The 18,728-nt window shown below is 66.1% G+C and carries 18 protein-coding genes and 2 pseudogenes; 12 read left to right on the top strand and 8 right to left on the bottom strand.

Translation table 11 applies throughout. The features are described from left to right. Positions 1 to 10 precede the first annotated feature (10 nt). On the bottom strand, positions 11 to 418 hold the full coding sequence (locus OP497_RS13155; protein WP_280549111.1) for a glutaredoxin: 408 nt from the start codon (positions 416 to 418) through the stop codon (positions 11 to 13). 127 nt (positions 419 to 545) lie between these two features. Beyond that, entirely contained in the window at positions 546 to 1,697 is a 1,152-nt protein-coding gene (locus OP497_RS13150) for a ChaN family lipoprotein (RefSeq protein WP_280549109.1), read from the bottom strand. A 331-nt stretch (positions 1,698 to 2,028) separates the two neighbouring features. On the opposite strand from OP497_RS13150, the gene OP497_RS13145 reads away from it, so the two are divergent. Next, a complete protein-coding gene (locus OP497_RS13145; RefSeq protein WP_280549107.1) occupies positions 2,029 to 3,084 on the top strand; it encodes a L,D-transpeptidase family protein in 1,056 nt (351 codons plus the stop codon). 6 nt (positions 3,085 to 3,090) lie between these two features. Here OP497_RS13145 and OP497_RS13140 read toward each other — a convergent pair whose 3' ends face one another. The 3 genes and pseudogenes from OP497_RS13140 to OP497_RS13130 all read right to left on the bottom strand — a co-directional run. Further along, positions 3,091 to 3,507 (bottom strand): RidA family protein, encoded by a 417-nt coding sequence (locus OP497_RS13140; RefSeq protein ID WP_280549105.1) that lies wholly within the window; start codon positions 3,505 to 3,507, stop codon positions 3,091 to 3,093. Positions 3,508 to 3,776: 269 nt separating this feature from the next. Next, positions 3,777 to 4,682 (bottom strand): cation transporter, encoded by a 906-nt coding sequence (locus tag OP497_RS13135; protein ID WP_280549206.1) that lies wholly within the window; start codon positions 4,680 to 4,682, stop codon positions 3,777 to 3,779. A 63-nt stretch (positions 4,683 to 4,745) separates the two neighbouring features. Continuing rightward, positions 4,746 to 5,000: pseudogene (locus OP497_RS13130) on the bottom strand (BCCT family transporter); the annotation flags it as partial. A 323-nt stretch (positions 5,001 to 5,323) separates the two neighbouring features. Between OP497_RS13130 and OP497_RS13125 the strand changes: the two are divergent. Then, a complete protein-coding gene (locus OP497_RS13125; RefSeq protein WP_280549103.1) occupies positions 5,324 to 6,001 on the top strand; it encodes a VTT domain-containing protein in 678 nt (225 codons plus the stop codon). A gap of 63 nt (positions 6,002 to 6,064) precedes the next feature. Next, positions 6,065 to 6,748 carry a class I SAM-dependent methyltransferase gene (locus OP497_RS13120; RefSeq protein ID WP_280549101.1) on the top strand — a complete coding sequence of 228 codons (684 nt, stop codon included), beginning with the start codon at positions 6,065 to 6,067 and terminating at the stop codon, positions 6,746 to 6,748. A 224-nt stretch (positions 6,749 to 6,972) separates the two neighbouring features. On the opposite strand, the gene OP497_RS13115 is transcribed toward OP497_RS13120, so the two are convergent. Then, positions 6,973 to 8,280: a peptidoglycan-binding protein gene (locus OP497_RS13115; protein WP_280549099.1), complete on the bottom strand. Its 1,308-nt coding sequence runs from the start codon at positions 8,278 to 8,280 to the stop codon at positions 6,973 to 6,975. A gap of 389 nt (positions 8,281 to 8,669) precedes the next feature. On the opposite strand from OP497_RS13115, the gene OP497_RS13110 reads away from it, so the two are divergent. The 8 genes from OP497_RS13110 (at position 8,670) to OP497_RS13075 (ending at position 16,539) form a co-directional block, all read left to right on the top strand. Continuing rightward, complete coding sequence (locus OP497_RS13110; RefSeq protein ID WP_280549098.1) at positions 8,670 to 8,843, top strand: hypothetical protein; 174 nt, start codon at positions 8,670 to 8,672, stop codon at positions 8,841 to 8,843. Further along, on the top strand, positions 8,840 to 9,037 hold the full coding sequence (locus OP497_RS13105) for a hypothetical protein (RefSeq protein ID WP_280549097.1): 198 nt from the start codon (positions 8,840 to 8,842) through the stop codon (positions 9,035 to 9,037). The genes OP497_RS13110 and OP497_RS13105 overlap by 4 nt, the downstream gene beginning before the upstream one ends. Positions 9,038 to 9,567: 530 nt before the next feature. After that, entirely contained in the window at positions 9,568 to 9,810 is a 243-nt protein-coding gene (locus tag OP497_RS13100; protein ID WP_280549096.1) for a tail fiber protein, read from the top strand. Positions 9,811 to 10,106: 296 nt separating this feature from the next. After that, positions 10,107 to 12,344, top strand: a complete 2,238-nt coding sequence (locus OP497_RS13095; protein ID WP_280549095.1) for an OsmC domain/YcaO domain-containing protein — start codon at positions 10,107 to 10,109, stop codon at positions 12,342 to 12,344. 74 nt (positions 12,345 to 12,418) lie between these two features. Continuing rightward, on the top strand, positions 12,419 to 13,063 hold the full coding sequence (locus OP497_RS13090) for a GNAT family N-acetyltransferase (protein WP_348533119.1): 645 nt from the start codon (positions 12,419 to 12,421) through the stop codon (positions 13,061 to 13,063). 54 nt (positions 13,064 to 13,117) lie between these two features. Continuing rightward, positions 13,118 to 13,990, top strand: coding sequence for a DMT family transporter (locus tag OP497_RS13085; RefSeq protein WP_280549093.1), 873 nt, complete (start codon positions 13,118 to 13,120; stop codon positions 13,988 to 13,990). A 192-nt stretch (positions 13,991 to 14,182) separates the two neighbouring features. Beyond that, positions 14,183 to 14,419 (top strand): SHOCT domain-containing protein, encoded by a 237-nt coding sequence (locus OP497_RS13080; protein WP_280549091.1) that lies wholly within the window; start codon positions 14,183 to 14,185, stop codon positions 14,417 to 14,419. Positions 14,420 to 14,625: 206 nt separating this feature from the next. Further along, positions 14,626 to 16,539, top strand: coding sequence for an ABC transporter ATP-binding protein (locus tag OP497_RS13075; protein ID WP_280549088.1), 1,914 nt, complete (start codon positions 14,626 to 14,628; stop codon positions 16,537 to 16,539). Positions 16,540 to 16,573: 34 nt separating this feature from the next. On the opposite strand, the gene nfo is transcribed toward OP497_RS13075, so the two are convergent. Together nfo and OP497_RS13065 are read right to left on the bottom strand one after the other, a co-directional pair. Continuing rightward, complete coding sequence (gene nfo, locus OP497_RS13070; RefSeq protein ID WP_280549086.1) at positions 16,574 to 17,422, bottom strand: deoxyribonuclease IV; 849 nt, start codon at positions 17,420 to 17,422, stop codon at positions 16,574 to 16,576. Positions 17,423 to 17,667: 245 nt separating this feature from the next. Beyond that, a complete protein-coding gene (locus tag OP497_RS13065) occupies positions 17,668 to 18,195 on the bottom strand; it encodes a phage integrase N-terminal SAM-like domain-containing protein (protein WP_280549083.1) in 528 nt (175 codons plus the stop codon). Between the two features lie 384 nt (positions 18,196 to 18,579). Between OP497_RS13065 and OP497_RS13060 the strand changes: the two are divergent. After that, positions 18,580 to 18,728, top strand: a pseudogene (locus tag OP497_RS13060) (IS3 family transposase); the annotation flags it as partial.

Below are 18,728 nucleotides of genomic sequence, written 5' to 3'. Positions count from 1 at the left end.
GCGTGGCGCGTCAGGCGGCCTGGGCGTCGGCCTTGCCGAAGTGGCGGTGCAGCCAGGCGTTGATGTCGTCGGATTCGTAGAGCCACTCGTTGGTGCCGTCGTCGTGGGCGATCTTCAGGCAGGGCACCTTGACCCGCCCGCCGCCCGCGGAGAGCGCGCGGCGGTGGTCGGGGTCGAGCTGGGCGTCGCGCAGCTCGATCTCCAGGCCCAGGCGGGCGATCTCCTTGCGCACCTTGATGCAGAACGGGCAGGTGCGGAACTGGTAGAGCGCCAGGTCGCGGCACGCCTCGTCGACCCGGGCCTGCGCCTCGGGGCTGCGCTCGACGGCCTGGGGGGTGGAGAGCTTCTCGGAGATCAGCATGACCGGCGCCAGCACCAGGCGCAGGCCGCGGAAGAAGGTACGAATCAGGATTCTCATCGGCGGTGATCTACCTCGCGGACGATGGATGGGTCAGGGGCGCCCATGATGCCTGTCGTGGCCTCGGGTTGCGAGAACGTACGGACGCCGACCCTCTGTGCCACGGCCCACCTCGCCTCCATGGAACTCAATTCGCGGGGGGCGGGAAGCGCGCCAGCACCTCCTGACGCTCGCCGCCGCGACGGATCTCCAGTGGCAGCAGGGTGCCGGGGACCTGGCGGCCGATCACGGCGATGAGGTCGGCGGGCTGCGTCATGGGCCGGCCGGCGGCGGTGACGATGACATCCCCCTCGGCGAGACCGGCCGCCTCGGCCACGCTGCCGGGCGCGATGCCCTGCACGAGCACGCCCTCCGCGTGCTCGCCGATCAGCACGCCCAGGCGCGGCGGCTCGGGGGGCTGGAAGGCCGACTCGTCGCCCAGCACGTAGAGGGCATCGGCGCGCGCCGCGGGTGGCTGGCAGTCGGGGCCCGGGGTCCAGGGCTGCAGGCTGCGGTGTTCGCCAAGGCCCAGGTCGTCGAGCTGGTAGGGCACGCCGTCGCCGTCGGCCAGGTGGCCCTCGCCCATCAGCCCCGCCACCAGGGTGCCGTCCGCGGCGGCATCGGCCAGGGCGGTGGCCATGGCGCGGTCCCAGATCAGCTGGGCCGCGATGAAGCGCTCGAGGTCCGCGGGATCGCCGTCGCGCGCGGCATGCTCGGCGTAGATCGCCGCCAGCGACGCCCGGTAGGCGGGCCGAGCCGGGGCCGGCGGCGTGATGCCGAAGCGCTGCTGCTCGGGGACCGCCTCCCAGCCCTCGCTGGCCAGGCGGCCGCGTAGCGCGGGGGTGACATTGAGTGCCAGCAACGGAATGCGCTGCATGCGTGCAAAATGCAGGATCGGCAGGTAGAGGTCGGGGTCGAAGCCCCAGGCCCGACGCCAGTCGCTCTGCTCGAGGAAGGCCGCCTCGTCGAGCTCGCCGGCCACCCAGGCGTCCAGTGCCGGCTGGGCCTCGCGGGGCAGCATCTCCAGGCCGATCATCATCTGCGGGCGATGGGCATGCAGGGCGGCCAGGGTGTGCAGCTGCCAGCGGTGGTGGTCGAGGCGGTCGTGCCGCTCGCCGAGCAGCACCACCTCGGCCCCGGCGAGCTTGGCCATCAAGTCGGCGGTGGTCAGCGTTTTGCCGCCGGCGACCTGCCACTGGCCGGGAGTGGGGCAGCCATCGGCCTGGGCGAGCGGGGCCAACCAGGCCAGGGCGGCCCCGAAGCAGAGGGAGCGGACGGGGAAAAAGCGGGATCGCGACATCGGCGATTCTCGGTGGATGCACACCCGCTCAGCCTACCCCGAGGCTCCGTGGGCGCAAAGTGCCGCAGCGATGACGAAGCCGCGACTGTTCGGCGATACTGGCGCCGGTGTCGCCCATGGCGGTCGATCCAGGGCCCGCTGCCAGCTGCTGGCCGAACACACACTGCGCGACATCGCCAGATCCTGTGCGAGGGCTGATGAGCAGGCGCTCCTCTCGCGGCGTACGGGTGGCGGGCCCGCCTCGCTCTCGGTTGCCGTGACGCGGGCGCCATGAAACACTGTTCGCAAAACAGCCCCTTTCCCTGACGACGTCTTCGAGACCATGACCCTCATGAACGCTTCCGCGATTTTCCCTCTGGCCAGGCGCTGTCGGCCCCTGGCCCTAACCCTCGCGCTGCTGCTCCTGCCGGCGACGGCCCTGGCCGAGGCGTCGTGGCCCCGCGGCCACTACCCGCTGCCCGAGACGGGCAACATGGTCGGCGAGGTCTATACCATCGAGACGCGTGAGGGCCAGACCCTGCTCGACATCGCCCGCGAGCACAACGTCGGCTACGAGGAGATCCGCAATGCTAACCCGGAGGTCAGCCTCTGGGCCCCCGACCCCGGCACCGAGGTGGTGATCCCGGCGCGCTACATCCTGCCGCCGGCAAAGCGCGAGGGGGTGGTGATCAACGTGGCCGAGCTGCGCCTCTACTATTACCCGGATACCGCAGAGGGCGAGACGCCCCGAGTGGAGACCTATCCCATTGGCATCGGCCGGGAGGGCTTCAACACCCCGCTGGGCGTGACCAAGACCACCATGAAGCTCAAGGACCCGGCCTGGTACCCGCCCGAGTCGGTCCGCCAGGAGGCCAGGGAGAACGGCGAGCCGCCGCCCGAAGTGGTGCCGCCCGGCCCGGACAACCCGCTGGGCCAGCACGCCATCTTGCTCGACATCTCGGGCTACCTGATCCACGGCACCAACCGGCCGGACGGCATCGGCATGCGGGCCAGTCGCGGCTGTATCCGCATGATGCCGGAGACCATCGAGGCGCTCTTCTCGCGCATCGCGGTCGGTGAGCGGGTCAACATCATCGACATGCCGGTGAAGGTGGGCCAGGCGGGCCAGCGCCTCTACGTGCAGTCGTTCAAGCCCCTCGAGGAGCAGGAGAACGGCATGGGTGACCTGCTGGAGGCCCTCGGCCAGCTGCAGGCGAACGAGGCGGCGGCCGGCATTCCGGTGGACTATGCCCGACTGCGCGTATCGCTGGAGGCCAGTAGCTGGCAGCCGGTCGCGCTGGCGCCCCTGCCGGAAGCGGCTATCGAGCCCGAGCCGCTGCAGTGGTTCGACGAGATCCTGGCCATGCGGCCCTGGCACGGCCAGCTGGAGACCCGCCAGGAAGGGTGACAACATTCAGGCGTCCGAGGCCGGGGTTTCCTTGCGCCCGGCGGGGCGGCGCGCCATCACGGTGATCTCCACATGGGCGCCACCGTAGAGGCGGGGCGACTGGGTGCAGGTGCGCGCCGGGTAGCGACGGGCGTCGAAGAATTCGGCGTAGGCGGCGTCCATGTCGCGGATCATGTTGAGGTCGGTGATGTGCACGTCGACCCGCACCACGTCCGCCATGTCGCAGCCGGCGGAGGCCAGCATGCGCTGGAGGCCGCGCATCACCAGACGGGTCTCCTCGGCCATGTCGCCGATCACGGTCTCTCCACCCTGGATATCCTCGGCGGTGAGCCCCGAGAGGAAGACGTAGTCGTCGTCGATCACCATATGGCTGCCGGGGAAGAGCGGCAGGGGCAGGGTGGCATCGTTGTGGTATTGCGGCATGGTGGCGTTCTCGGGGCGGCGAGGGCGGGGTCTCGTGAAGCGTCGTTCAGGTACCCCGGGATGTCCAGTCGGTCCCTCTACGCCCCTTGCCATCGACCAATGGGCCGGGCGCCTCGAGCATGGTATTGCTGGTGGCCCTGGACGGCCAGGGGCACCTGCCGCCGGGGGATCACCCGGTGCTGACCGAGGGGCGCGCGGAGCAGCAGGCGGGGCCGTGGGTCTCGCGCGAAGGGTGAGGGGCGTTTGCGTCCAGATGGCGTGAGCCTGGCCTAAGCCCAGCGCTCGTCGGCGGTAAAGGCCACGGTGAACCAGCGCCGCTCCGGCGGCGGGCTCAGCTCGGCGCTGATCTGCTCGCGGATCTCGTCGAGCACGGCGATGCCCTGGCCCTGCCCGTACTCGGGCGTGGTGACGATATGGATCTCGATGTAATGGCCGCGGCCGGCCTTGGCCACGTGGCTGTAGTAGCGCAGCAGCCCCTCGCGCGCCATCACCGGCGCCATGGCCGCATGCACCTCGCGGTCGATCTCGCTCGGCGCGATCAGCAGCACCTCCTTCATGGCGCGACGCACGATGCCGATGGGCACCGGCATGAAGCTGGCCGTCAGCAGCATCAGCAGCACCGAGTCCACGTAGGGGGTGACATGCGCCCAGGGGGTGCCCTGCAGGAAGCGGGCGATGATGAAGGCCACCAGCAGCGAGGTGGTGATCAGCGCCGCCATCAGCCAGCCCTGTATGTCGATGCGCACGAACTCGGAGTCCGCCGTGCGATTGATGCGCCGCTGGTAGGCGGTCATGGCGAAGCAGACGATGGCCACCACCACCGCATAGCCGATCGCCAGGTCGAAGGCGAGCTCGCGGCCGCCCTCGCGCAGGTCGAGCAGGGCAGTGAGAAAAGCATAGAAGCAGAACAGCATCAGGATGCTGCCGTTGAGCGCCGCGACCAGTGGCTCCAGGTGCCAGTAGCCGTGCTGGAAGCGATCGCTGGCCTCGCGCACGGCGAGCCGTGCCACGAAGAGCGCCAGCCCCGACATTGCGGCGTCGATGGTGGAGAAGACGCCATCGAAGAGGATCGACTGCGAGCCGGCCAGCAGGCCGAAGGTGACCCCGAGGCTCGAGACCCCCAGGGTCACGAGGATGGAGAGCTTGAGGGCGCGCTGCTCGAGGGTGGCTTGCATGACGGGTCTCTGGGGCGGAAAGCCTTCCAGTCTAGCCGAGCGGGATAGGGCGGGCGAGGGGGCGACGATGCCCTGTTCCCGCGCCATGGCATAGGCTGCCCGGGGGCCGGCCCACAGTGAGGGCAGCAGCACCAGCGAGACGGGAATCGCGGTGATCACGATGAACTGCTGCAGCGCGCCGATCTGCCCCGCGCCCATGTAGAGCAGGATGCCCGCCATCAGCGCCATGGCCAGGATCATCTCGCGGATGGTGCGCCCGCGGGAGATGCGTGCCACGAAGATCGCCATCAGCGGCGGGTAGCCGATGAACCAGGCGAAGCCAGCGCTGATGCTGTCGGCCACCAGATCGATGTCGTAAAGCGACAGGCCGACGAAGGCGACGATGAAGCCGACCGTGAGCAGCAGCACGATGGGATCGCCCAGGCGCGACAGCGCCGAGGCTCTGGCGGGTGCGGGGGTAGGGTTCGGAGGCATGGGGACGCTCTAGTTGCGGAGGATGTGTGCGTCACTAGAGCGATGGCATTCTAATAATCTTCTACTTAGGTCTAAAAAGATGACCCGGCTTCTACTTAAGTCTAAAGGGATGACCCGGCTCGGCGGGCATGCCACCATGGTCCCCGATGCATGACCGAGAGGCCTTGATGCTCAACGACAGTCCGCCAAGCCGCCCCTGGCGATGGGTGGCGCTCGGCGCCATGCTGCTGATGGCCGGCTACCTGTGGATCTGGCACTCGCCCGAACTGGCCGACCTCCAGCGCTGGGCCGACCAGGCCTCCCACCACCCCGCGGTGATCGTCTCGGTGATCGCGATCATGGCGGTGACCCTGGCCATCGGGCTGCCCGGCAGCATCGGGCTGTGGCTGATCGCGCCCTTCTATACGCCCCTGGCGGCCACCCTGATGCTGACGGTCGGCAGCGTGGTGGGCGCCCTGGGCGCCTACTACCTCGCTTCCCGCTTCAGCGACCGCTGGAAGCCCCGGGGCCTCACTCGCAATGTCATGGGCAAGTTGGAGAAGCGCAGTGACTTGCTGACCCAGTGCGCCCTGCGCGTGCTGCCGGGTTTCCCCCACTCCGTGGTCAACTTCGCCGCCGGCCTGCTGCGCCTGCCGTTGGCGACCTTCGTGATGGCAGCCATCATCGGCCTGAGCGCGAAGTGGGGGGTCTACTCCAGCGCTATCTACGGCGCCCTGGAGGCGGTGGAGACCGAGCAGGCCGTGAGCCCCAGCGTGATCCTGCCGCTGGTCGCCCTGACCCTGCTACTGCTGATCGGTGCCTGGCTCAGGCGTCGAGTCGCAGCCCACGGCCACCCGTTGGGGTAGGATCATACTGCCTCCGCGCTGTGAGGCGTAGCGGCGCTCGGACACCGGCGTCGACCTGGCGGGATGATCGCCTGTCGCGCCGCACGACAGTGCTTTTTCCAGGTGAGCATCGACACAGGGTGGCATGAAATGAGTCAAAAGGATCACTGGGAGCAAGTCTACACGAGCAAGGCGACCGAGGAGCTGGGGTGGTATGAGCCCCATTTACAGACCTCCTTGAACCTTATCCAGGGGCTGGGTCTGGCCATGGACGCTTCCATCATCGATGTCGGTGGGGGGTCGTCTACACTCGTCGATGACCTGGTGGACGCAGGCTATCGATCCATCACTGTGCTCGATATCTCTGAGAGAGCCCTGTCCCTGGCAAAAAAACGGCTGGGGAGCAAGGCAGAACTCGTGACATGGTGGGTGGGCGATATGGAAGATATTGACTTGCCCGAAGGTCACTATGATGTGTGGCATGATCGCGCCGTGTTTCACTTCCTTACTGGCGCGGATCAGCAACATGACTATCGCGACAAGCTTCTGAGATCGCTAGCGCCGGGTGGGCACTTCGTGGTCGGCACCTTTGCGCCAGAAGCGCCCCCAACATGCAGTGGTCTGCCGGTGCAGCGGTACAGTCCGGAACAGTTGGAAGCGACACTGGGCGAGAGTTTCGAACTGATACACCATCGCAAAGCCCTGCACATGACGCCGGGTGGGGTGAGGCAAATGTACTTGTATTGCCATTTCCGTAAAACATCCTGACGAGTTCCGGCAACCTCTTCACCAACCGCTCTCATTGGATGGCAGCATCACATGGCAGGGCCAGTCGTCGGGTCCAATGATACGGAGCGCTCCCCTGTCTTGCCGGACGATTGTCGGGCGCGTGCCACTCCCCTCCCTTTGCTTTCGAAGGAAGTCGCCGATGAAGCGCTCGGCGAGGCCGCTCCCCTCGAGCCACGCCGCCTGGAGCGGGTCGGCACAGGCGCCTATTCTTCCAGGCTGATCCGGCGCAGGGTGTAGTCGCCCCCCTGGTTGGCCAGCACGACGCCCTGGAAGGGATCGCGCAGGCCATTGTCCTGCACCCGCAGCAGCCGCTGGTCATCCACGCGAACCTGCATCTGTCCGTCCTCGTCACGGGTCCAGACGATGCGGTGGAACCGGCCGTCCTCGAGGTCGAGGCTGCCCTCGTGGCGGGCGACCACCTCGGCGCTGCCGGAAATCAGCCTGACCAGGCTGAGCCCCGGGCGCGAGCCGGGCGTGTAGACCAGGCGATAGCCGGTGCCGCTGGGTCGGTTGCCCTGGAACACCCCAAGCTCCAGGCTGCCAGGCCGCTGCCGGGAGGCGACGTCCAGTTCCATCCTGAAGGCGTTGTCGACGGGGGCATTGACGAAGATGTGCGCCGGTTCCACCGGGACACTCACCTCGTCCTGCCCGGCATTGCCTGTCTGCTCGAGGATCAGCGCCAGCATCGCCAGGCCGATCTCCTCCGGCCGCTCGGCGCTGAGACGCCGTGATTCGCGATCGGTCGTTCGCCGCGTCTCCACGATGCTGCGCAATCCGTTCTCATCCACCTCGAAGTCGCCGCTGAGCACCGTCCAGGGCGGATCGCGACGGTAATCGCCGTCGCTGAAGTCGTCCTGCAGGGCGACCCGCGGCTCGGCGGCGGGGGGTGGCTCGGAGGGTGCCGCCACCTCGCGTCTCTCCGTCTGGCGCAGGCGTTTCAGCAGCTCGGCCGTTGCGCGGCCGTCCTGGGCCATGTCCCTGTCGGCCTGATATTGGCGTATCGCGTTGCGGGTGCGGCGTCCCATGGCACCATCCACCGGGCCGGCGTCATAGCCGAGCCGATTGAGCTCGCGCTGTATCTCGGCAATGCCCTGTCGATCCGACAGGGTCTCGATGTCGGGCCGCGCTCGCTCGGTCGCCTGTGAAGATGCTTGCTCTTCCGGTTGCCAGCCGCGTGTCGCTCGCTGCGCCTCGGCCACCTGGCCGGCCGTCATGCGTTGGGCCAGTGAATCGCGTGCCTCGGCGGCATGGCGGTGACCGCGGGCCGCGGCCAGGTTGTACCACTTGTGGGCCTGCACGAAATCCTGGGCCGTCCCGTTGCCGGCCTCGTGCAGGCGGCCCAGCATGTACTGGGCATCGGCATCGCCGCCTCTGGCCGCGTCGCCGAATTCCTGCAGTGCCTGGCGGTACTCCTGCCGCTCGTAGTAGCGCATGCCGTCGGCATAATCGGCGCTGGCCAGTCCGACGGAACCGAAGAGGATAAGACTGAGTACGAGTCTCTTGATGATCACGGTCGTGCCTCCAGTGAACGGGCTTGTCATCCGTAACATCAGGATAGGCAAGATGCGAGATGACGCAGGCCGAATGGTGCCGACGGGTCGAGCCAGGTGAAAGGTTTAGCTGTTCAACGTCCCCAACCACGCCACCTCCAGCCGGAAGGGGCCCGGCCGCCAGTCGGCGATGAGAAGCCCCACCTGCCGGATCGCCGCGGGGTCGAGCGGCGGGGCATCCTCCAGCCGCCGGCCGCGGAATACCGCCTCGAAGTCGTGCCAGGGCAGAGTGACATGCTGCCACTCGCCGGCCTCGGCCTGGAAGATTGCGCGGTAAGCCGCGCCCTGTGGCAGCTGGTCGGTATAGAGGCGCAGCTGGTAGCGGCGGCCCTCGCCTGCTGGCGCGGCTCTTGCTGTGGCGCGCCTCCCTGGGCTGGTACGCCTTCCTGTTGCTGGGAGTGCCGCTGGTCTTCTATGCGGCGGCCCTGTGGCAGGGTTGGCGTTTCGGTGACCCGCCCCACTTCGCGTCGCTGTCCGGCTGGCTGGTGGCCGTGCTGCTGATGGCCATCAAGGGGCCCTCGTGACGGCCCGGCGGCGCACGCTGGCCGAGTGCTCGCTGCTCTCCAGCGAGGCGCTGGAACAGGCTGCGCAGGCACAGAGGCTGGCGCGCAAGGCCGATCTCGCCGCCTCGATCCTGGAGAGCGGCAGCGAGCGTAGGAGCGACGGCCCGCTGTTCGACGAAGAGGACCTGGCGCTGCTTTTCGCGCCGGTGGCATAGCCAAGTTCAACAACGGCAAGGCCGCCCAGAAGAGCCAGGCAGGATCTGCCGGCCAGGGCCGCGAAGCCTTGGAAGGCGATGCCGGGCATGTGACTGTGGTGCTGCGGTTTCCTTCGAAGGAAGCGGCGAAGAGATGGTATGACTCACCCGAGTACCAGGAGATCATCGGGTTGCGCGTGGATAACTGCGAAGGCCTGGCCGTCCTGGCAAACGGGGTGGGAGGCTGATACGCGAGCGTAGCGCGGGATGACATGCCGATGCGGACTGCTTGTCGTCCTGTCTCCGACCTTTGCTGATATAAAAATTGTTACTTAGGCTTGATAGGCGATCCAACTGAGCAGGCTTGTACTGCTTAAAGCGGCACCATGAGACTTGGTGGCCGGTGTCGCAGGTGTCGGGGCGTTACGAGACCGCTGATGACCTTCCAAAGAGCGAGGTGATGCCTATCCACAGACTCCCGTACGGCCCTTGATTCGACTCATGGAAGCCGGTTGCCACCAGGCATCGGCATTGCTCGAGAGGAAGGCATCATGGAACCCTTTATCGGTCAGATTCAGCTGTTTCCCTATAACTTTGCTCCGCGAGGCTGGGTGTTCTGCGAGGGGCAGGAGCTGCAGATAGAGCAGAACACGGCCCTGTTTTCGCTGATTGGCACTACCTACGGGGGAGATGGCAGGACCACCTTCGCCTTGCCTGACCTGAAGACGAACAGCCTGGACCGCAACTTGCACTACTGCATCGCCTTGCAGGGGATCTACCCCACCCGAGATTAGCAGGGCTGTCACCGGGGCGAGGCGTTCCGGGCAGTGATCCTTCGAGGCGAGTGACGGCAGGCGGTGCGCATCCTTGCGGCGTCTCGCAGGCCCCGGGCCAGCTACCTGGCCCGGGGCCTCTATCGCCAGGTGCGCCGTTGCGCTGCGTTCCCAGGCGTTTGATCCCCAGCACGGTGGGCGAGGCACTACCACGGGGCCGGTGCCTTTTTGTAACCCCTCCATGACGCCTGGCGGGAAAAGCTGGATAATGGCGGGTTTTCCGCCCCCCGCTTCGCCCAACGCTCCGGTGCCCGTCCATGGAAATCAAGGTCAACTATCTCGACAACCTCCGGCTGGAGGCCAAGTTCGACGACTTCACGGTCATCTCCGACCAGCCCATCCGCTACAAGGGGGATGGCTCGGCGCCGGGGCCGTTCGACTATTTCCTGGCGTCCTCGGCGATGTGCGCGGCCTACTTCGTCAAGGTCTACTGCAACGCGCGCGACATCCCCACCGAGAACATCCGGCTGTCGCAGAACAACATCGTCGACCCGGAGAACCGCTACAACCAGATCTTCAAGATCCAGGTGGAGCTGCCGGCGGACCTCTCCGACAAGGATCGCCAGGGCATCCTGCGCTCCATCGACCGCTGCACGGTGAAGAAGGTGGTGCAGACCGGGCCCGAGTTCCAGGTCGAGGCGGTCGACAACATCGACGAGGACGCCCAGGCGCTGTTGCAAGGGAACGTGCTGGGCTCACCGCAGGGCGACGCGAATGACGAGAAAGACACCTGGATCGAGGGCAAGGACCTGCCGCTGGAGCAGACCATCGCCAACATGACCGCGATCCTGGCCGACCTGGGCATGAAGATCGAGATCGCCTCCTGGCGCAATATCGTGCCCCACGTCTGGTCGCTGCACATCCGCGACGCCGCCTCGCCGATGTGCTTCACCAACGGCAAGGGCGCCACCAAGGAGAGCGCGCTCTGCTCGGCGCTGGGCGAGTTCATCGAGCGGCTGAGCTGCAACTTCTTCTACAACGACCAGTTCTTCGGCGAGCGGATCGCGGGCAGCCAGTTCGTCCACTACCCCGACGAGGAGTGGTTCCAGCCCGGCCCCGACGACGCGCTGCCGGCGGGCCTCCTCGATGAGTACTGCCGGGCGATCTACGACCCGGAGGGGGAGCTTCGCGGCTCGAACCTGGTCGACACCAACTCCGGCCAGGAGGCGCGCGGCATCGTCTCGCTGCCCTTCGTGCGCCACTCGGACGGCGAGGTGGTCTACTTCCCCTCCAACCTGATCGAGAACCTCTACCTCAGCAACGGCATGAGCGCCGGCAACACCCTGCACGAGGCGCAGGTGCAGTGCCTCTCGGAGATCTTCGAGCGGGCGGTGAAGAAGCAGATCATCGAGGAGGAGCTGGCGCTGCCGGACGTGCCCCAGGAGGTGCTGGCACGCTATCCCGCCATCGTCGAGGGCATCGAGGCGCTGGAGGCCCAGGGCTTCCCGGTGCTGGTCAAGGATGCCTCGCTGGGCGGGCAGTTCCCGGTGATGTGCGTCACCCTGATGAACCCCAAGACCGGCGGCGTCTTCGCCTCCTTCGGCGCCCACCCGAGCTTCGAGGTGGCGCTGGAGCGCAGCCTCACCGAGCTGCTCCAGGGCCGCAGCTTCGAGGGCCTCAACGACTTCCCGCCGCCCACCTTCAATACGCTGGCCGTCACCGAGCCCAACAACTTCGTCGAGCATTTCATCGACTCCTCGGGGCTGGTCTCCTGGCGCTTCTTCAGCGCCCGTTCGGACGTCGAATTCGTCGACTGGGATTTCTCCGGCAGCGGTTCCAACAGTACTGCCCAGGAAGCCGCGACCCTGTTCGGCATCCTCGAGGAGCTGGGCCTCGAGTCCTACATGGCCATCCATGAGGACCTGGGCACGCCGGTGTGCCGCATCCTGGTGCCCGGCTTCTCCGAGGTCTACCCGGTGGAGGACCTCATCTGGGACAACACCAACAAGGCGCTGCTGTTCCGCGAGGACATCCTGCATCTGCACGAGCTCAGCGACGCGCAGCTGGCCGATCTGCTCGAGCGCCTGGAAGAGAGCCAGATCGACGACCACCAGGACATCATCACCCTGATCGGCATCGAGTTCGACGAGAACACCGAGTGGGGCCAGCTCACCATCCTCGAGCTCAAGCTGCTGATCAACCTGGCGCTGGGCCAGCACGAGGAGGCGCTGGAGCGGGTCGACATCTTCCTGCAGTACAACGACAACACCGTGGCGCGTAACCTCTTCTATCGTGCGGTGAGTGCGGTACTGGAGGTGCTCTTCGATGATGAGCTGGAACTGGACGACTTCCTGCACAACTTCCGGCGCATGTTCGGCGAGGCGACCATGGAGGCCGTGGTGGGCTCGGTGAACGGCAGCGTGCGCTTCCATGGCCTGACCCCGACCAGCATGGCGCTGGAGGGGCTGGAGAAGCACCAGCGGTTGATCGAGAGCTACCAGAAGCTCCATGCCCACCGCGCGGCCCGGGCCGGGGTGGCCGTGGCGCAGGCGTAACGCGCCGTCGGGAGCCGACGACGCCCTGCATCACAACGCCCCCGCGCCAGCTGCCTGGCGTGGGGCGTTGCGTTATGGCGTTATACGCGGGCAGGCCGATGCGCGAGATGGTGCGCGAGGCCGAGGCGATCCGCGATCGGCTGCAGCGGGTCGAGGGCGTCAACAAGGCGCAGGTGCTGGGCGAGCGCCAGGAGCGGATGCATCTCGACTTCGATCTGGCGAGGCTGCAGAGCTTGGGGATTTCTCCCCAGGCCGTCTTCGCCGCCATCGAGGCGCACAACCGCGTCGCCATCCTGGCTCAGTGGATCCACGATACCTGGGGGCATCTGCACCCGGGCAGACGCCTGGACACCGCCACCGCCCTGCTGCGCGAGGAGTGTGCGGCGGGCGGCGTGCCGTCGGTGTTTGCCGCCCTGCATGGCGATACGCCGGTGGGCACCGCCAGCCTGGTGGCCGACGACATGAGCGACCGCCGCGACCTGACGCCCTGGCTGGCGTCGGTCTTCGTGCGGCCCGGGTGGCGCGGCCGGGGCATCGCCTCGCGGCTGGTCCAGCGCGTGGAAGACGAGGCGCAGGCCCATGGGGTTGAGCATTTCTACCTCTACACGCCGGATCAGCAGCCGCTCTATCGACGTCTGGGATGGCGCGACATCGAGGCGCGAGACTACCGCGGCGAGACTGTGACCATCATGCGCCGCCTCTTCAGCCCCCTTTCCTGAACCGCTGGCCGCTGAGCGCGCCGCAGGTTTCCCGACACCACCGAAGGAGCGCACATGGCGAAATTGAGTACGCTGTTCGTGATGCTGGCTGCACTGTTCTGGGGGCTGTCCGGCGGCATCGGCGGCGTGCTCATGGCCGACGGCTGGGACCCGCTGGTCGTCTCCTTCTACCGTGGCGCGATTGGCCTTCTGTTCGTGCTCGTCTGGCTGGCGCTGCGCCCGGGCGGCAGCGGCCTGGCTGATCGCCGGTTATGGTTCTGGTCGGCGATGGCGGGCCTGGGCGTGGCCGGCAACTTTACCTTCTACTTCGTGAGTATCTCCGAGGGCAGCGTGGCGGTGGCGGCGACGCTGATGTACTGCGCGCCGGTGTTCGTGTTTCTTGTTTCCTTCGCCCTCAAGCTCGAACGCCCCACGCCGCTCAAGTGGGCCGCCATTGCCATGGTCATGCTGGGGATCGTGCTGCTGACGCGCCTCTACGACGTCCAGCCGGGCGGGGTGACCCCCGTCGGCGTCATCGCAGGGCTGCTCTCCGGGCTCTCCTATGCGGTCTTCATCTTCGGCTTCAAGTACGCCGCACCCCACGGCAGCCCCCAGGCCATTCTCGTCATCGCCTTCGCGGTACTCTCGCTCATCCTGTTCGCGCTGGGCGATACCCAGCAGACCCTGTCCGCGTTGAGCACATCGAGCTGGCCGCTCTTCGTCACGCTGGGCGTGCTCGGCGCCGGCGTGTCGTTCATTCTCTATATCGTCGGGTTGAACTATACCGCCCCGGCCGTGGCCTCCATCGTGGCGATGGTCGAGCCGGTCACGGCGTCGCTGTTCGGCGTCGTGGCGCTCGATGAGAGCCTGGTCGCGATCCAACTGGCTGGCATGGGTCTGATCTTGCTCACGGTGACGGCATTGAGCGTCTCCACGAGCACTCGGTAGGCTTCCTGTCATCTGGACAGGTATCCGGTACTGTGGGTATCGGTAACATCCGCAAGCGCGCGGAATTTGCATCGCCTGGCGGGCTTTACCTAGGCACGGTCAGGCCGGCCAGCTGGATACCAGGGCCGCTCGGCTGACGGCAAGATCCACGCGGCGGATAGTACGGTTGACCAATGATTTCAGGAGATCAGAATGATGGGTTGGGGCAATGGGCATGGATGGATGGGCTTTGGCGGGATTTTCATGATCTTGTTCTGGGGGCTGGTCATCCTGGGAGCCGTCGCGCTTTTACGGTGGCTGTGGGTGAGTGGCAAGGACAGTGGCAACGCGTCTCGGAAAACACCGCTCGACATCCTGCAAGAGCGCTATGCACGGGGAGAGATCGAGCGGGAAGAATATGAGCGCAAGCGCCGGGACCTCGAGGGTTAGCCAGCGAGGCTGGCGGGAGAGAGCGCAACTCACCGCTGCCTAAGACGGAGAGGGCTGATCAGGGCAGGAGCTGAGAGTCGCCCCAGAGCTACTGCCGGCTGATCCCTCAGCAGGTGAGGGCGGAGCGGGGTAGGCTGCCCTCGGCTCGGCTCTCCTCCACGCGCCTCGAGAACGTCGAGCTAACCCCATGCAACCGGATTGCTGCCATGTTTCGCGCCCTCTTGCGCTATTTCGAGACCCTGGTGAACCCCTATCCCGAGGACAACTGGGGCACACCCCCCAGGGGGTTGTTCGCCTTTATCCTGCACTTCTCGCGGCCGGTGCTGCCGCTGCTGGTCGTGATGTCGCTGCTCACGGCGCTGGTCTCGGCGGCGGAGGTGCTCTTCTTCAGCTACATGGGCGACCTGGTGGACTGGCTGGCCGGCGCCGAGCGCGAAGGCTTCTTCGCCGAACATGGCTGGCGCCTGGCCGGCATGGCGGCGCTGGTGGTAATCGGCCTACCGCTGTTGACCCTGCTGCAGGCGCTGGTGACCCAGCAGAGCATCTTCGGCAACTACCCGATGATTGGCCGCTGGCTGGCGCATCGCCATATGCTCGGCCAGAGCCTGGCCTTCTATCAGGACGAGTTCGCCGGGCGGGTTTCCCAGAAGGTGATGCAGACGGCCCTGGCGATGCGCGAGACGGTGATGAAACTGATGGACCTGATGGTCTATGTGCTCGTCTACTTCACCGGGGCCATGCTGCTGATGGGCCGCGCCGAGCCCTGGCTGATGCTGCCGCTGGTGCTCTGGCTGGCCGGCTATATCGCCATCATGTGGGGCTTCGTGCCGCGCCTGCGGGCGGTCTCCATGGCCCAGGCCGACGCCCGGGCGGTGATGACCGGGCGCATCGTCGACAGCTACAGCAACATCCAGACCATCAAGCTCTTTGCCGATACCCGCCGCGAGCAGGAATACGCCCGCGATGCCATGGAGGGCTTCATGGGCACCGTGTATCGGCAGATGCGCCTGGCCACCGGCCTTACCGTCAGCCTGACGGTGCTCAACTCCCTGCTGCTGACCGGAGTGGCGGCCATGGCCATCGGCGCCTGGTACCTGGAGACGGTCTCGCTGGGCATCATCGCCGTGGCCATCGCCCTGGTGATGCGTATCCGCTTCATGTCCGACTGGATTCTCTGGGAGGTGGCCGGGCTGTTCGAGAATATCGGCACGGTACAGGATGGCCTCAACACCATCGCTCAGGAGCCGGCGGTCCAGGACGCGCCCGATGCCAGGACGCTGACGGTGCCGGAGGGCGAGATACGCTTCGATGCCGTGCGCTTCGGCTATGCGCGTCCCGACGGTGAGGGCCGGCGGGTCTTCGATGGCCTCGACCTGACCATCGCCCCCGGCGAGAAGGTGGGGCTGATCGGCCGCTCCGGGGCCGGCAAGTCGACGCTGGCCAGCCTGCTGCTGCGCTTCTTCGATCTGGAGGGCGGGCGTATCCTGATCGACGGTCAGGACATCGCCGAGGTGACCCAGGAATCGCTGCGCCGCCACATCGGCATGGTCACTCAGGACACCTCGCTGCTGCACCGCTCGGTGCGCGACAACATCCGCTACGGCAGCCCCCAGGCCAGCGAAGCGCAGATCCAGGAAGCGGTGCGTCGCGCCCATGCCGACACCTTCATCGACGATCTGGTGGATCTCCAGGGCCGCCGCGGCCTGGATGCCCATGTGGGTGAGCGCGGCGTGAAGCTCTCCGGGGGCCAGCGCCAGCGCATCGCCATCGCCCGGGTGCTGCTCAAGAACGCGCCCATCCTGGTGCTGGACGAGGCCACCTCGGCGCTGGACTCAGAAGTGGAGGCGGCGATCCAGGAGCAGCTCTACACGCTGATGGAGGGCAAGACGGTGATCGCCATCGCCCATCGGCTTTCGACCATTGCCATGCTCGACCGTCTGGTGGTGATCGATAAGGGGCAGATCGTCGAGAGCGGCAGCCACCGGGAGCTACTGGCCAAGGACGGCCTCTATGCCGCCCTGTGGCGGCGCCAGTCTGGCGGCTTTATCGGCGAGGATATCGATGATGAGGCCGAGTCAATGCAGCCCGAGCCGGTGTCAGGGCGCGATGGGCACGACTGAGGGCTCGTGTCAGGGCAGGGCGGCGCCGGCGCGCTCAAGTGGCCACGACCTGAGCGCGTAGCCAGGCGATCTCCTCGGCCCAGATCGCCGGCTCGACGGTTTCCAGCACCATCGGGATCTCGTCGATGCGCGGGTCGCGCATGAGGGTGGTGAAGGCGTCCAGCCCGATGTTGCCCTGGCCCAGGCTGTGATGGCGGTCGACGCGGCTGGCAAACTCGCTCTTGGCGTCGTTCAGGTGCATGCCGCGTAGATACGCGAAGCCCACGACCTTGTCGAATTCATCCAGCGTGGCGGTGCAGGCCTCCGGAGTGCGCAGGTCGTAGCCCGCGGCGAAGGCGTGGCAGGTATCGAGGCAGACCCCGACCCGCGACTTGTCGTCGACCTGGGCGATGATCTCGGCCAGGTGCTCGAAGCGCCAGCCCAGGTTGGTGCCCTGGCCGGCGGTGTTCTCGATCACCGCCGTCACGCCGCGGGTCTCGGCGAGCACCTGGTTGATGGAGTCGGCGATGCGGGTGAGACACTCGCCTTCGCTGATCTTCTTCAGGTGGCTACCGGGATGAAAGTTGATCAGGGTGAGGCCGAGCTGCTCGCAGCGCTGGAATTCGTCGAGAAAGGCCGCGCGGGACTTCTCGAGCCCGGCGCTCTCCGGGTGGCCGAGGTTGATCAGGTAGCTGTCGTGGGGAAGGATCTGCCCCGGGCCGAAACCGTGCGCCTCGCAGGCCGTGCGGAAAGCCTCGATGGCCTCGTCGGTCAGCGGCCTGGCATGCCACTGGCGCTGGTTCTTGGTGAACAGGGCAAAGGCATCGGCGCCGATTTCCACGGCGCGCAACACCGCCTGGTCGGGGCCGCCGGCGGCACTGACATGGGCTCCGAGGTATTTCACGCGGGATTCCTTCCATCATCGCTTCGGTAAAGCCCTACCATAGCACCGCAACACACCGCGAGCGGCGCTTACAACCAAACCCGACTTTGCAACCCGGCACCGGCTCACATAGGCTCTGCTAATGAATATCCCGCAGGGAGCCAGGAAGGCACAGCGCGACACGCAAGGACTACCGCATGGATGGCTGCAGGTCGTGAACATGCCCAGGTAGGGGCGGTAGCGTGGCTGAAGCCTGCGTATTAACGCTAGCCGAGCGGGCTTCGGACACCGGCAAAATCCTTGCCGGCTCTCACCGTAATAATCAGTCGTTCTACGTCCATATCCCGGACGCGCAGTCGGCAAGTTTCGATCAGTCGCAATCCCGAGCCGTACATCAATGTAGCCATCAGGTTCACGGGGCCAGATAGCTGGCTCAGTACACGCATGACGTCCTCATGAGAAAGCACCACTGGAAGCCGGCGAGGGCGCTTGGCACGCGAGAATTCCCCGACATCTCCCAAGGGCTGTTCGAGGACGTGACGATAGAGGAACACGAGGGCATTCAGCGCCTGATTCTGCGTGGCCGCCGCCACCTGGCGCTCCACCGCCAAGTGCTCCAGGAAGGCGCGGACCTCGGGGCCTCCCATGCTGGCGGGATGTCGCACACCATTGAAGCGAATGAAGTAGCGTATCCAGTAGCAGTAGGTCTTCACGGTACGCGGGCTGTAGCGTTTCACGCGCATGGTAGCCCTGACCCGGTCCATCAGCTTCGGCGAGCTGCGATGCGTATCCATAAGGCCTTCCTCCCGACGCATGGATATACGTACAGTTTTATCGGTGATGGTAGAATTCGCAAGCACGCGAATTCTGCATGGGTAGCTGAGCTATGCTTCGGGCCTAGAAAAATCAATGATTTAGTCACAAAGTTGCGCGCTTGATAAGATTGTTGAACGCGCGTGCTCGTTCAAGTCAATGAACGAGCACGCTGTCCAATACCTGTTAGGTGCGCCTCACCCACGCCACTAACAGATCTACTACGGGTGCAGCGAAATGAATGGAGAGCAGAAATGAGTGAAGTTTCTACAGAAAATAGCAGCACACCAAGCGTGAGTATAGTGGACCCTGAAATCCAGACACTGGTTTAAGCTATCGCCTGGCCGATTTCGAAGGGATCGATGATGTCGAATCAGAAACGCAACACCCACTCCCCCGAGCTCAAGGCCAAGGTGGCCCTGGAAGCGATTCGCGGGCTGAAGACGGCCAACGAGATCGGGCAGGACTACGGCGTTCATCCGGTACAGGTCAGCCAATGGAAGAAGGCCCTGCT

Origin of the sequence: Halomonas sp. 11-S5 (assembly GCF_029889825.1) — a bacterium.
In the GTDB taxonomy this organism is placed as follows: domain Bacteria; phylum Pseudomonadota; class Gammaproteobacteria; order Pseudomonadales; family Halomonadaceae; genus Halomonas.
Note: the sequence above shows the minus strand (reverse complement) of the source record. Positions and strands in the feature narration are given on the sequence as shown.